This window comes from Neobacillus sp. YIM B06451, from assembly GCF_032667185.1.
Lineage (GTDB): Bacteria > Bacillota > Bacilli > Bacillales > Cytobacillaceae > Bacillus_D.
The window spans coordinates 1-14,240 of the sequence record NZ_JAVFKJ010000027.1 but is presented as its reverse complement, the minus strand read 5'-3'; the positions used below and the strand labels follow the sequence as shown (position 1 = coordinate 14,240).

The window sequence follows — 14,240 nt, the reverse complement described above, 5'->3', positions numbered from 1 at the left end:
TGAAAAGGGAGTTTTATATAGCTTTATTATTAAACTAACCTGCCCTTTTAGTTGAACAAGAAAAAGATTCGGCTAATTACGTCCGAATCATAAGTTATTTACTTGTTTACTTATTAATCTATATTCATAACAATTTCAAGACCTGTTGGATTTTCCTTAAAGGGGTCGCTATACTCCCTAAAAACTAGGTCCATATTTGAAATATCGTCAGGTAACGGTGGAGAAACAATGAAGTTGTATGTGAAATGTCCTGTTGATCCTCCCGCTCGCTCTTGGCGGCAATCATATTTTTCTCCTAAATACAATTCAAAAGTATTATGGTGATGAAGGTCTAATGGTATATCCTTTGCTCCATCCCAATCGATATGGAGTTGTATAACACTCGCATTATCATATTGTCTAATAACTGTTACGGAATATACACGATCCCCTTTTTCAATCGATTTTAAAACCGATAGGTGTTTTCTAAACCCAGTCGGTTCAATACGAGGTTTAAATAAATCGTCAATTCTCATTGATCCGAATAGCGACCTTAAGTAATCCTCATACAGATCATACTTTAAAGCCCAGTTAGAAATAACATCTTCGGGTGGAAAACCAGGATTATTATTTGAAATGTCCTTACGTTGTTTTAACAAAGAGCATATATGCTCATCGATTTTGATTAATCGTTCATCATAATAATCTGTTGGTGGCTCAAAAGGCATTCTTTTCATTTCAATTCCCTCCCTGACTACAATAATTTTACCACATATTTACATACGAAAGAAGGAACCTTTCTTCCACTAAATGCCCTGTTTGTTCAATAAGGAATTCAACAAAAAAGTGCCTTAATCCTCCTTGGATCAAAGCACGCATTGGTTGAATGAGTGGCTTTTTATTTTTTCTTAATATTTTCATTTACCCATTTTTTAAAAAAGATAGGAATGTCTTTGTTTGGATTTGAAATGTCATTTTTACTTATTTTTCTCATTAAAAAATTGTTTTCCTTTAATCCTGGAAGTTCCCTTAATGAACCATCTTCATAATACATTTCCCAATAATCCTCGTGTTCGTTTGCAATACCTTCATGGTATATACTATTGTTCTTTATCTCCTCATTTAATCCTAAATAGCAATCAATATGGAGGTGACACCAATCTCGTTCGAATGTCTCCTCAAATGAAATATTTAGCTCCTTACATATATTTTGCAATTTATTTAAGTTTTTAGAAGTTAGTTTTAACTGGAACCCTTCTCCTTCTTCTTGTCCTTCCATATTTGCAATAAAAAAAGGATGAAGTAATCCCCTTTCTTCAGGTTGTCCAAGTATACTGATGAGTGTATTTTTTATTTTTTCAAAGTTGGGATTCTCAAAGCTTAGTTCACAACGAAAATTAATATATTTATCTTCAAATGACATTAATTCTTCTCCTACTCTTAGTTTAAACTCCTCGTAGCTCAATAATCTTGACAATATCTCGCTTCTTAAATCAATGTAAGGGTAATCTGCCCCACTGTCCTTTCATCCTAGTTGCTTGTTTAGCTAACCTGCCAAATAGCACAATAAAAAAATGCTTGAATAGCAGCAACGACTTCTAACCCTTTAGATAGCCCTATAATTTATTCTGTCTATCTAACTTTTTACTCCCACCCTGATTTCTGCCATGCAGCTGCCTCCCCATATATATCCTTATTCATTTTGTTGTTTTAATGTTATTTGCTTTTTATTAGCCGTGAAGATAAAAGCACCGAGTGTCCAATTGTTAATTGGGGAACCCACTGCGATTAATAATATCGGCTCCGGGCAATGGTATGCATTATTTTTTGAAATTTTATTCATTTCCACGATATCATGAATACTGGGTGAGGGAGTACCACCAGGGTGGTAGTGCCACTCACCTAAATAATACATACCCTTCTTGTCCCAGGCTTCATCCAACAGTTCTTGGAGCCCTTTAGTTCCCCTATGAAACCAGGTTCGTCCACATTTTGAGTCAACTGGGGCACCAGTAACAATTTTCACTTCAGCACGATTAAGATTTGAAGAATACTTTCCTATTATTATTCCACCGGTTTCTTTAGGAAATGATTCTTTACACATGTGATAAATCGCGTTAATCTTGCTCTCTTCTATTTCAATTCCGAATGATTCCTTTTCATCCAGGTATAGAATTTTACCCATCATATACCCCCTGGCTAACCAGAGTAACCCCTTTAAACAAATCGCCTTCCCATTGTTGCTCATAGACTAGTAGTGTAGGCTTGTTTACTTTGGTTGTTATTGCTCTTTCCACGGACTTGATTGCAGTCGCCACCATTAACCAGACATCATCACTTCTCGCCGGGAAAATCGGGTGCCAGCAGCCTAGTCCTTCCCGAGGAAATTCGACTTCACGTGTTTCTTTTTGTTCACTCTCAATCCAGGGTCTCATTAAAGACATATAAGCCTCATGACTAAACGCTTTTCCGTTGTAATAAAACACAAATAAACGTTTTGCCCCAAACCCTAGTGAAACGGATAGGAACGTTTTGGATTCTTGAAACTGAAGTAGTGCCAAGTAAAACAAGGTTTCGTCTTCACCCGTACAATCCAAAATAACATCATAGTCGTCGGGTTTAACTGAAAGATTAGTTTGAGATGAAAACCTCTCGCGAATCCCATTTATTTTGCTATGTGGCGAAACCTGGTTTAAACGCTCCGCCAGGCTATCAACTTTGTACTTCCATATTTCTTTCAATGTTAATGTATGCCTAACTATATTTCCTGCCTGAAACAAATCATGATCCATGATTGTTATCTCTTTTTGCCCGCCGCGCACTAATAGTTCAGCAACCATCGATCCAACAGCACCGGCACCTAATTGTAGTATGGAAGATTTCCTAGTATCTTCGTCAATCCTTCCCCTGTTAAATAACTCGTGTTGATGCCAATTTTCAGCATTTAACCAGTTGATCGGTTTTTTCTGTGCGAATATTCTTTTTGTATCCCGATACCAATTGTACTTCTCTATACTGCGAAAACCTGCTAGGTTATTCTTTACGTTGCTAAGCTTTGGTAGGTATATTGGTTGCCAATACACTTGCTTAGGGTTTTCTTGAGCTCTTTCTGGAATGGGAAAGCCAACCAGAAAAATATGTGCCTTACCATCTCGTAACATAGGAACAATTTTACTGACCCACTGCAATAAAGCAATGCCCTGTTCTCTACATACAGCAATTAATTCGCCCCATGTCATTGGCGCTTGCCAAGGGGGGATGATTGGCACATCGTTTAACAGTACCCAACCCGCTAAAACACTATCTGAATTAGACCCGGTTCCTGGTATACCTGCCCCCCAAGCTGGATTATATATTACTTCTCCGGTAACTGTTGCAAATTTTGTTGGGACCATAACATAAGGCTCTTCTTTTTTAAAGAATACTAATTCAGCGAGTCCATACGTCTTCTTGCTATCCTGCCATTGCAAGAAGGTTTCTGGACTTTCACAAAATGCAATTGTGTTTAAGCCTTTATTAAAGTCTGGTAGTTCAAATGGATCTCCGGGATTGACCAGGTTCCCTTCGTTCGCATCCATTAGCCAATTTATCGCTCTTTCAAAATGCCATACTAACCGTTCTTGCAAATCAAATGGCTCAGAGTCCAATCCTAAGTGCCTTAAATTACTGTAGCTGGTGTCTAGGCAAAGGTTCCCTGTAGTCCAAGGCGCTTCCTTTTTTCCTTCGCCGTTGTAGTTCTGGTGTGGGAAAGTGCCCTTTAAACCATCAGTTTTTGCCGGGTAAAATCTAATCATCCCCCAGGGATATGAATCCTCAATATGTACATACCAGTCAGTGGATAGGGGAACGGAACCATTTGATTGAAAATTAGGTGAAAGCCTGCAAAGAAGGACCCATTTTTTTATCAATGGGTCCCACTTTACATCCTCTAGTATCTCTACTTCACTTAAACCTTCCACCATTCTTCTGGCCGTCAGCAACTCAAGGTTCGGTCTTTTCTGTTGCCGATTAAGCAAACCGGTTTCCTCCAATGTTTGTCTTTTCCTCCCGTTCGGTAAAGCCGTTCTTTTTATCTTTAGGCTCTGGCGGTTCAGGGAATTTGCTACCAAACAACTTTCTCCATGCGGTTGCGCTATCGTAAACAGTTTCAGCATCCAATGCCTCTCGCGCTATTTTCGCTGCTTCTTTTACTCTTTCGTAAAAAGCATCATATTCTTCATCTGTTAACCGTTCAAAAACATCGTGTTCCGGTACCCCGTGGTCCGGCATTTCAGGCTTGGTGGGATGGTCATCAACAATTGCTTCAAGTGTTAAGGTTACTCCTTCAGCAACGGAGCCGATACCATCCGGGCAGCACTGACCAATTAAATGCTCCAATGGATAACTCTTTGGATGATTTCCATCAGGATCATCCACTCGACGCCACCATTTTAACGCTTTTACGACATTCACATAATGCTTATTGCAGTTTTTGTTCTTATCCCATGTCCATTTAATCTGTGCCAATGGATCTGTTGGTTCCCATTTTTCCGCTTCTCTATTTGGGATATACAACGGCTCGGTTTTCCAGACTGCTTCGTTTGCCGATTTTTCGAATAAGGTCAACGACTTGGACAATACATCCTCTGAAAGGGAAAACGAACGAGAAATTGCATTATCAAATAAATCCTCAATGGAATAATCGGTAGTAAAGTTTTCATCTTCCAATAATTCTTTTTGACTTTCAGATGGAGCGGACGTTACAACCAAATCCAAATCCACATAAGTTAATTCAATTCCCAGTGATCGCCCTTGAATACGATATTTGTCCTTATAATGCTTGTCCAAAAAAGGAATGAATAAATCATGAGCTTCTTCTGGGGTATACTGTTCCTTATCAAGGTTTGTTACTACGACCACATCGACATCTGACCGCTTACCGCTCTTTGGACGCGTTGCGGTGGCACGCCTGTAGCTTCCCTGTAAAAAGGTGCTGACGATTATCTTTGAAAGATCTTCATCTGCTTTAAGGCGATCACGCAGCGTTGTATGACCAGTGATTAAATCGTCAACCTGATTTTCTGTTAATCGAATTTCTCTAAGAAAATCATTAAAATAGGTTACCAGCTTTCCCATCCCTTTTCCCCCTATTATCCTTTTTTCTTTGGCGGCAATGTTATGGCAGGTTCATATCCTCCAGGTGTCCTTTTCTCAAAATCATATTCATATAATGTGCACGGTCCAAATGCTCTGGCGAATTGTCCTATAAAGAAGTTGAGGGCATTAGGTACAGCCGGAAAGATGTGAATATGACCAAACCTTTCCTTGAAAGGTCTCTCGTTGATATAAGCCGCAATTTTATCTGCTAGCACCCATGCGTGATCCCCATTTTGAATAACCGCTCCTCCGGGTCCACCCTCTATAGTACAATTAATCACCCTTCTGATTGGGAGGTCAACCTGCTCGAGATAATAATTAACTTCATCTATTGTTTTATGCCGAACTCCGAGCGTAATAACGAGTTCATTTGCATCTTCATTTCTCAAATGTTCTTCATATATCCATCCCGGATAGTCCTCATACTTTACTTTTTTGTCAGGCTTCCAAACTTGAAGACCATCAAACTTCTGTATGGGAGCAACTTCGATCCCGGATTTTGAATCCAAAAAGTACCCAGCCGCGAATGAAATCGAATAATGAGCATCCAAATGAAGATGATATGGAACCTGTTCTTTCGTTGATGATGCTATAAATTGTTCGATTTTAGTAACTATCGGTTCGTTCCAGGATGATTTGTCCTTAATGTTTCTGTCTTCAAAGTGCTCCAATAAACAGAGCATGTGCTTTGTATCTTGTTCCATATTGCCGGTACCGCGTCTAAAGCTTCGAATGCCTAATTGAACTGCAGGCTTTTCATTTATTACATTCCCTACCCATAAGCCTTCTCTTTTACATATTTCCAGAAGTGTGTCTTTTGTAAAAACATTTTTGCCTTTGATGAGCAGCCCTTTTATTAGGTCAATATAGGGGTTCCCAATTTTACCGGTATCGACCGGTTTTAGTCCTGCAGCCTTTAAATTTGCATTAAGGAGTTCGTTAATCTGTTTGACGTTATCGGAATTATGCACTATTCGTAAAGGGCGTAAAACAACCTTGAGCTCGTCATCGTTGTTTAGCCCTAGATGCTCTCTCATGGCTTTTCTGATTCTCCCCATTTGGCTTCTGTCACCTCCTGGGGCAAACTTATCCCATTGGAGCTCACCTTCTTGGGTAATAACGATTTTAGCTAGTGGGTCATCCGGATGGATTTGCCAAGGTGAAACCAAATTAAAGCGACAGCCCTTACCCTCAGGAGCCAATTGTTTTTGAGCTGCATGCAACCTCTGGAGGAAAGAAACCGAAGTCGCATTAATGAATTTTGGATCCAGTAGGTTCTCCCATCCAATAGAGCCGCCGTGTGTAACATGATATTTAATTTGATGGTAATCTGTATAAACCGAATCACCGTATGCGTCTATTTCAGGAGCTTCATAATGGACTACCACGTCATCCCATGCTTTCGCTTTGTCATCCTCATAGATAATTTTATCAATGTTTGAATCGTGGGTTAAAAGCTGACATGCTTTAATCCAAAACATATATGCTTGATAATCATCGCCCTTAATCCTTGCGCTAACTGCGTTAGTCAATTTAATCACCCATATTCGAATATTCAATCCAAACTGAATCATTTGACAATTAGTTCCTTATTTATATAATAACTATTTTGTCAAATAAGGTCAAAGTTTTGGAATATGACCGGATTTTTACCAAGAAATAAGTAGCTTTTATTATCATTGTTCCGGCGCTCTTTTCCTTGTACATGCTTCCGCACAAAATAAAAAAAGCCGCCATTATATGACGGCAATTTTGAAAAGCACTTTAATAATCTTTATTCAACATAAGCACCCGTTAGCACAATAAGGGATTAATAAAAAAGGCTTAAATCCCTTTGTGAATAGAAGCCTTCGTTAGTTAGTTCAACATTTATTTTAACAGGCTAAGTGCTATTGGTAATAATTCCTTCTTCACATCAAAATTATCATCTATTAACTCCATAGATACTTCTACAAGGATTTTTTGAGGGTTGCCTTCTACAACGAATAATACCCTTTGTTTTTCCTTATTATATAGAAAATCAGTTCCACGCTCAGTTATCTTAATATATTCTTCTAGGTTTTCAGAAGTATACATTGTTTCAATAGTTGGATTTAAACGAATTGTTACTCCGCCAAAATCTCTTTCATTAATTTTATATTTAAGTTCAACAAAGTTTATATTTGAAGATAGAGTACCTTCCTGTATGATATACTCCAAGTCATTCTTTTTAGCTTCCTTATACAATGCCTCTGCAATGGATTCTGTTTCAGCTTCTGGACTTTCATAGTAGATAGTACCTTCTGAAAAATTGTATTTATTTAATAAGCTGCCGTGTAGACTTAGAGATTCCATTTCACCTGGTACATCCGACATGTTATTTATTGGGGTACCATTAGACAGTGTTAATAGTGTTGTGAGCCCTAATTCCTCATATGCATCAACAGGGAGAAAATAGACAAACTCTCCTTCTGGGATTCCTTTCCTAATTTTTTCTAGGATAAGGTCGTACTTTAACATATTTTCAGTAAACTTTTTATCTGTTTCCATTGGCAAGACTTCATATATTTTTTCTCCATTCGAATTAAATAATCCAAATCCTGTAAGTTGCATCGCGGCTACTGATACAGTTAAAAATACAGAAAGAAAAACTGTAATAAAGGCGGTTCTAAAATAAATCGGTTTTACTACTTTATTAGGTTCCATTATTATTCTTTGAAAGGAATCATTGTAGTGAACGGTCGGGATTTTATGGCTTTTTAATCGGTCTTTAAATTCGTCGTAGTTTTTGATTTTATTCTCCATCAGTATTACTCCTTTCTATAACTTTTTGTATTTTCTCTTTAACTCGCTCAAACCTTTTTCTTGCCGTCTGCTGACTTATACCAAGAATAGATGCTATTTCTGTATAGTCTTTATCTTCAATAATCCTTAAAACAATAAGTGCTCTCTCCTTCGGCTTTAATTTTGACATAATAAAATCTAACTCAAAGTCATCATTCTCAATATTTACGACTGCCATTTTGTCACTTTCGTAAAATGGGAGAAATGTAACAATTGATTTCCGTCTTAGCTTATTTAAGCAATGATTGTAAGCTATTTTATATAACCAAGCGTTACTATTAGTAATTTTATCCTTACTACTACTTTTAAAAGCTCTTAAAAAAACTTCCTGCGTAGCATCTTCTGCATCGTGAATATTCCTTAAAATGTTATAACAATACAAAAAGATTTTTCGATGATATTTATTTAATAACTCCTCAATCCAAACTTCATCTGACTCTGCTACTTTAAAATAGGTAATATTTGTATACACTTTTTTCACCCCCACTTTATGATTTCACTATGTATGACAGTCAATTACCTCATTATGTGACATTTTATTTTTGCTCTTCCCTATTATTTATTGAAATTCAAGCTAAATGTAAATTAAACCCAACCATAGCTCTTAGTTGGTTTTTTAGTAAGCACGCTTCCAACGACATTATCTTCGAAAAAAAATGGCGTTAATCCTCCTGAGATTAACACCTTTAAAAAGATTAATAAATACGTTGGGAGAGTCAGTACCCTTATAACTTTTGTCTTTCAAGCCTTTCTGGTTTGCTTCTTGTTTAGTACACATTCTTCTTCAACTAAACTGCCCTTTAGTACAAGAAGTTCAACAAAAAAGAGTGTAAATCCTTCCTGGATCAACACTCTTTTAGATTTGTCGCTAAAGTGGTTTTCTGAATGAATAACACCATTTATCATAGTCTAATTTTTCTTCGTAAAATCGATGAGCATTAATTCGTTGAAGTCCAGATTCCAATGCAACATACTCTGCTCCTTGCTCTTTTGCCCAACTATGTATATATAATAGTAATTTCTCACCGTATCCAAATGATCGATATTCTATGTCTGTTACTAAATCAAAGATAAAAATGTGTCTCTTATTATAGAAGTTCACTCTCCAACTTAACCCAGCCACTGAAACAATTCTATTATTATTATATAGAGCGAATAACTTGTAACCATCTTTCTGCATTTCCTGAAGTAACTCCAAATAGGATTCTTCGGTTAAATCAGTCCGAAGCTGATTTAGAACTGGAAATGCCTCAATCCATTGTTCTTGTGATGTTAATTCCTGAATGTTTTCGTGCATAAGGAACCTCTTTCTATTAAGTAATATATAAATTATAGCTTATTCTTCTTCAACAAACCTCCGTTTGCTTAAGAAGGAATTCAACAAAAAAGGCGGCTAATCCTCCCTGGATCAACGCACCTGTTTATGAAATAAGAAGTAATCCTGTTATATTAATTTTTTTATTCATACCCAGCCTTTATAGGTCTATCTTTTGGAAAGCCTACTTTTTCTCGATATGCTTTTCTTTCTTCAGTGAAATCAAACCATTGTTTACTACTCTTGGGATTGTTCGCATAGTAAACAACACAACGAAATTGGTCTTCAACACAACTATCTGTCAACACACCTAACTTTTTTTCTAATTGATTAAAAAGTTCAGCACCATTTTTATCTTTGATTTCAGATAATGAGAAAATATTCAAATCAAAAACCAGATTCTCAGCTAATTTAAAACCAATTGAAGGTATAGATTGAAATTCAGCTAATCCCTTTAATATTCTAGCCTTTTCTACGGTAACATTAAGAAACTGGGCTATTTTTTCTACTTCAAAGTGATGAATTTCACTCATTTTTATTTTTGCTCTTCTAAGTTTTAATTTTTCATCACCAGTTAAAGGTAATTTCGTGTTTGAACTCAATAATATCCCCCTTTACTCTTCTTAAACTCTTCTGCCCCGTTTGTTCAATAAGGAATTCAACAAAAAAGGGCGGAAATCCTTCCTGGATCATCGCACCCGTTTGTTTGATTACATTACAAACTCAGTTTAACCATCTTGTTCTTCCTTTTTCTATTGAATATAAAACGACCCTCACTTTTATTGTTGAAGAATTAGAAAGGATTTACCATCTTGAACAAATGGCACACTGTTAAATCCCTCAACACACAATCAAAACTATTCGACAGTATATATCGCCTTACCTGTAATTTCCTTTCCATTTTCAAACCAATTTAAGGATACAATGATGTTATCATTTTCATTTAAAGAATATGCTTTTAACCCAAACTGGGCATCGGAATTAACAAGGTTCACATTACCAGAGTCCCTACCTATTTTAAAAGACACCTTTTCAGCATCAACGTTACTAATGTTTTTGATAACTATGTCACAAACCATTTTGTTATTTTTTAAATAAGGGGTAATTGTTATATCCCATTGATTTAAATTGTTGTCTTTTGAGATTAATTTAACTGGGTGATTAACTGAAGTGTTAAGTTGAGAAGTTCCCTCCGTACTTCCGTTAGGAATTGATTTGATTGAACTAAAATTAATGTCATTTACTCCAAGTAGTGCAAAGATAGCAAGGCAAGTAAACATTGCAATGTATGGTAAAACTCTAAAAGATTTATTGATATGAGTATTTATCCGCGATCTATGCAATTTCTTTTCAATTTGTTCAAAAGTAACACTTGTATAATTATCATGTACCAATTCTTGTAAACCCTGACTAATCATCTTTTCAAATTGTTTCAATGCTATCACTCCTCATATAAGTTTGAAACAAATCATTACCATTCAATTGCTTTCGTAAACCTTTTAAACCTGTATTCAATCTTGACTTACAAGTACCTAAAGGAATATCCAAAATATCCGAAACTTCTTTTAAGGTGAACTGGTTATAAAAGTGAAGGATAATCACTTCACGACTTTTTAAACTTAATTTATTGATTTCTTTTCGAAGTTCCGATTTTACCTCATTTTCATAATATTTATCTTCAGGTGATTCAAAGTTCTTTTCTTCTGGCATTTGTCCTACATATGACAACCACTTTTGTTTCCGAAGAATATTTCTAACTACATTAATAGTAATTTTATAAATCCAAGGTTTAATTGGTTTTTCATTATTGTAAGTATGGTACTTGTTAAAAACCCGAATAAATGTTTCTTGAACAACATCATCCGCTAAGGGCTTTGAATGAGTTAAAAGAAGAGCCGTTCGATATATATACGTTTTATAATCGTTAAATAATTGACGCTTCAATTCTTTTGTTAATTTAACCTCCAAATAAATCCTCCCCCTTTATTTATTCTTTCACTTTATATACACCTTAACTACTAAGTTAGTTCGGTATCAAAAAAATATTATATAAAAAAAGACAACACCCGTTAAGAAGTCTTGTCTTCTACAAATTGCTTCTTCAACTATACTGCCCCGTTTGCTTAATAAGCAATTCAACAAAAAGGGCGGTTAATCCTTCCAGGATCAACGCACCCGTTACTTTAAGTGTAGACCTTCGTGATCTTCAATAAAAGCAAGTGTCTTTTCAAATAATTTAGGTTGAATCTCTAAATATGTAAGGCTTAAAGGGAGGTTTTCAAATAGTTTTACTTCATCAATTTCCGATACTGGCAATTGACCAATTTTCTTTATTCTTGCAAAGAATAACCTCCCAAAAATTTTATTATTGGAATCATCCATTGAATAGTCGCAAATGGGAAATAACTCCACATCTTTGCATCCAGTTTCTTCAAATAACTCTCTTTTAGCCGTTTCATTAATCATTTCACCAGGTTCTCTATGTCCACCANATTTTCTTTATTCTTGCAAAGAATAACCTCCCAAAAATTTTATTATTGGAATCATCCATTGAATAGTCGCAAATGGGAAATAACTCCACATCTTTGCATCCAGTTTCTTCAAATAACTCTCTTTTAGCCGTTTCATTAATCATTTCACCAGGTTCTCTATGTCCACCAGGGATTTCCCAAGAGTCTCGGTCCTTATGTTTAACATAAAGCCATTTCCCCTGATAAATGGCACTTATTACAGCAAATTTTAATTCTATATCACTTACTGAGCCTAAATTATAGAATTCAATTTTCATTTTTCGCACCTCATATTAAAGATAATCCTTGTTAAGCTATCCTGCCCCTTTTGTTTAATAAGGAATTCAACAAAAAAGGGCCGTAATCCTTTCTGGATCTACGCACCCGTTAGTTGAAGAAGAAATCTATATATTCTTCTGTAATAATTCTGTGAGACCATTGGGGTACAGTATCTTCTTTCCATCAATAATTTCTTCTAAGGAAATCCATTTGGTGAATGTTGTTTTACTTCCTTCTACAACTCTAAAACTTTCCTTTTCATATAGATTTTGGTCAATAAATTCCACCAAGTAAATCTGAGTTATTTCGTGACCTATACTTCCTTCTATCCTAAAGATGTTTTCTAAACAGGCAATATAGCGTTTTACCACTATGTCCACTGCTATTTCTTCCCTGTATTCTCTTATAATAGTTTCGCTGGACTTCTCACCAAATTCAATTGTCCCACCAATGGGGCGATAATATGTACCTATTCCCTTTGAATGTACTCCCTCTTGTTCTTCCAAAAGAATTTTTTTATTGTTAATAATTATCCCTAAAGTGTTTGCCCTTGGATACATAGAATCCCCCTTAAAAAACCACAAAATAATGATGTTCCGCATATAAATCGTCTGTTACTAAACTGCCCCGTTTGTTTAATAAAGAATTCAAAAAAAGGGGCTTAATCCTCCTGGATCAATGCACCCTATAGTTTAAGAATAATGTTTCACAAACTCATTTTTGAAGTGAATTAGACACTATATCATAACATAAGAATTATTCCCAATAGTTACACTACAAATTGGAATTTATCTTTCATGCGAACGTAGTTTCTTTTCCATCAATGCATCCCTATTGAATTTAAGTTAGTCATCATCATTTGGCAAATACCACCCATGCTCACGATGTCTTGGTTTTGCGTCAGGATGCTCCTTTTCATATTTTTCATTCATACGGCGAATCTCCTCGTTGTTAAATCGATTCAACAATCCTTCTGCACGTTCGTCTCCTCTACAAAATGCTTGCCGTACTGGTTCTCGCTCGGCATAAAACTCTTCGTCCGACACATTCTCAAACCATTTTTTACTATACTTCGTTTTTTTACCAAACATATTTATTCCTCCCTACAAATTCCCATTTATGAGTATAATAAACAATTACCAGTCTATAATTATCTTGCTGTTGAACATAATACTACTAATGTGCAACACCTCGATTTTTTGCATAACTTTTTTATTTGAACATTAATAATGTTTAATCTTATATTACACTAAAATACCCGTTCCTTATGTGATTTCTTATTGAACAAACCTGCCCGTTAGCACAAGAAGGCTTTTATTTAAATAACTTCGAAATCCAAAAAGAATCCGATGTGTTGAGTAAATTCAAAACCCTTAATGCAACTTGGTTATAGTCACCCTCTGCTTTTGCTTTTTCAAAATTAAACCATATTCCATCTTCTTCTTCAGATTTTGCTCCTAATCTAAATCTTTTATTAATATGGTGAGCTGTTATTTTGTTTGGTGGAATGTGTTCACCCCAAGGCTCTGTAATACCGTCTAACGGGGAAACAGCTAATTCCACTACAAAAGATTCGCCCCATTTATTAAATTGGAAAGTTATTAAATCTATATGATTGTTATTTACTCGTCTTAAATGGGGGAACGAACCTTTAAATCCTTGGCCCCTTAGTATAGGGATAACTACTTTTTTCAACGCATTGTCCATCATTCTTCTGTTATCTGATGGCATTTTCCTCACCCTTTTTGATGTTGGTTGTTAAACAAACCTGCCCCGTTTGTTCAATAAGGAATTCAACAAAAAAGGGCGGAAGTCCTTCAAGGAACATCGCACCCTTTTGTTTAATAAAAGAGTATATTTTAAAGTCTTTTAATACTGACAATTTCATCTTCCACTATTTGATATTCTTCGTTGTCTTCATCCGTGAGAATGTAGAAGAAAACACGATTGTCATATACAAAAACCATATTTTCAACGATGATACCTTTAAATGTCCTATCTTCTACTTCAATAAAATAACTTTGATTCTCTTGAATTTCTATAAACTTACCATTAACCTGTATTTTAAACATACCTACTTTTAAGCCCTCCACTCCAATTGTTATTTATATGTTCACTCCACTTCTACTTCTTCAAGTAACCTGCCCTTTAGCTTAATAAGTCTATATTTCGATAATCCAGGCAATAATTCCTCTTAA

The 14,240-nt window shown here is 35.7% G+C and carries 18 protein-coding genes; all 18 read right to left on the bottom strand.

The features are described 5' to 3' along the window. Positions 1 to 113: 113 nt before the first annotated feature. The 18 genes from RB160_RS23795 to RB160_RS23710 all read right to left on the bottom strand — a co-directional run bounded on the left by RB160_RS23795 (position 114) and on the right by RB160_RS23710 (position 14,114). Positions 114 to 716, bottom strand: a complete 603-nt coding sequence (locus tag RB160_RS23795; protein ID WP_316572941.1) for a hypothetical protein — start codon at positions 714 to 716, stop codon at positions 114 to 116. Positions 717 to 877: 161 nt separating this feature from the next. After that, the gene (locus RB160_RS23790; protein ID WP_316572940.1) at positions 878 to 1,402 is read right to left on the bottom strand and encodes a hypothetical protein; all 525 of its coding nucleotides are present in this window, start codon (positions 1,400 to 1,402) and stop codon (positions 878 to 880) included. Positions 1,403 to 1,672: 270 nt separating this feature from the next. Next, on the bottom strand, positions 1,673 to 2,164 hold the full coding sequence (locus RB160_RS23785) for a Mov34/MPN/PAD-1 family protein (protein WP_316572939.1): 492 nt from the start codon (positions 2,162 to 2,164) through the stop codon (positions 1,673 to 1,675). Continuing rightward, a complete protein-coding gene (locus RB160_RS23780) occupies positions 2,157 to 4,010 on the bottom strand; it encodes a ThiF family adenylyltransferase (protein WP_316572938.1) in 1,854 nt (617 codons plus the stop codon). The genes RB160_RS23785 and RB160_RS23780 overlap by 8 nt, the downstream gene beginning before the upstream one ends. After that, positions 3,988 to 5,094: an SMODS domain-containing nucleotidyltransferase gene (locus RB160_RS23775; protein WP_316572937.1), complete on the bottom strand. Its 1,107-nt coding sequence runs from the start codon at positions 5,092 to 5,094 to the stop codon at positions 3,988 to 3,990. The genes RB160_RS23780 and RB160_RS23775 overlap by 23 nt, the downstream gene beginning before the upstream one ends. 14 nt (positions 5,095 to 5,108) lie before the next feature. Next, positions 5,109 to 6,647 carry an SAVED domain-containing protein gene (locus RB160_RS23770; RefSeq protein ID WP_316572936.1) on the bottom strand — a complete coding sequence of 513 codons (1,539 nt, stop codon included), beginning with the start codon at positions 6,645 to 6,647 and terminating at the stop codon, positions 5,109 to 5,111. 337 nt (positions 6,648 to 6,984) lie between these two features. Then, positions 6,985 to 7,899: a hypothetical protein gene (locus tag RB160_RS23765; protein WP_316572935.1), complete on the bottom strand. Its 915-nt coding sequence runs from the start codon at positions 7,897 to 7,899 to the stop codon at positions 6,985 to 6,987. Beyond that, positions 7,889 to 8,410 (bottom strand): RNA polymerase sigma factor, encoded by a 522-nt coding sequence (locus tag RB160_RS23760; RefSeq protein WP_316572934.1) that lies wholly within the window; start codon positions 8,408 to 8,410, stop codon positions 7,889 to 7,891. Before RB160_RS23760 ends, RB160_RS23765 begins: the two co-directional genes overlap by 11 nt. Before the next feature lie 396 nt (positions 8,411 to 8,806). Beyond that, entirely contained in the window at positions 8,807 to 9,235 is a 429-nt protein-coding gene (locus RB160_RS23755) for a GNAT family N-acetyltransferase (RefSeq protein ID WP_316572933.1), read from the bottom strand. A gap of 161 nt (positions 9,236 to 9,396) precedes the next feature. Next, positions 9,397 to 9,855: a helix-hairpin-helix domain-containing protein gene (locus tag RB160_RS23750; protein ID WP_316572932.1), complete on the bottom strand. Its 459-nt coding sequence runs from the start codon at positions 9,853 to 9,855 to the stop codon at positions 9,397 to 9,399. Between the two features lie 255 nt (positions 9,856 to 10,110). Continuing rightward, positions 10,111 to 10,689 carry a hypothetical protein gene (locus RB160_RS23745; protein WP_316572931.1) on the bottom strand — a complete coding sequence of 193 codons (579 nt, stop codon included), beginning with the start codon at positions 10,687 to 10,689 and terminating at the stop codon, positions 10,111 to 10,113. Beyond that, positions 10,676 to 11,221, bottom strand: a complete 546-nt coding sequence (locus tag RB160_RS23740; RefSeq protein ID WP_316572930.1) for an RNA polymerase sigma factor — start codon at positions 11,219 to 11,221, stop codon at positions 10,676 to 10,678. The genes RB160_RS23745 and RB160_RS23740 overlap by 14 nt, the downstream gene beginning before the upstream one ends. Positions 11,222 to 11,431: 210 nt before the next feature. After that, positions 11,432 to 11,719: an NUDIX hydrolase gene (locus RB160_RS23735; RefSeq protein WP_316572929.1), complete on the bottom strand. Its 288-nt coding sequence runs from the start codon at positions 11,717 to 11,719 to the stop codon at positions 11,432 to 11,434. Positions 11,720 to 11,732: 13 nt separating this feature from the next. Continuing rightward, positions 11,733 to 12,041: an NUDIX hydrolase gene (locus tag RB160_RS23730; RefSeq protein WP_316572928.1), complete on the bottom strand. Its 309-nt coding sequence runs from the start codon at positions 12,039 to 12,041 to the stop codon at positions 11,733 to 11,735. 126 nt (positions 12,042 to 12,167) lie between these two features. Then, positions 12,168 to 12,602 carry an NUDIX hydrolase gene (locus RB160_RS23725; protein ID WP_316572927.1) on the bottom strand — a complete coding sequence of 145 codons (435 nt, stop codon included), beginning with the start codon at positions 12,600 to 12,602 and terminating at the stop codon, positions 12,168 to 12,170. A 285-nt stretch (positions 12,603 to 12,887) separates the two neighbouring features. After that, a complete protein-coding gene (locus RB160_RS23720; RefSeq protein WP_316572926.1) occupies positions 12,888 to 13,133 on the bottom strand; it encodes a hypothetical protein in 246 nt (81 codons plus the stop codon). Between the two features lie 223 nt (positions 13,134 to 13,356). Next, positions 13,357 to 13,773, bottom strand: a complete 417-nt coding sequence (locus tag RB160_RS23715; protein WP_316572925.1) for a DUF4304 domain-containing protein — start codon at positions 13,771 to 13,773, stop codon at positions 13,357 to 13,359. A gap of 128 nt (positions 13,774 to 13,901) precedes the next feature. Continuing rightward, a complete protein-coding gene (locus RB160_RS23710; protein WP_316572924.1) occupies positions 13,902 to 14,114 on the bottom strand; it encodes a hypothetical protein in 213 nt (70 codons plus the stop codon). Between the last annotated feature and the right edge of the window lie 126 nt (positions 14,115 to 14,240).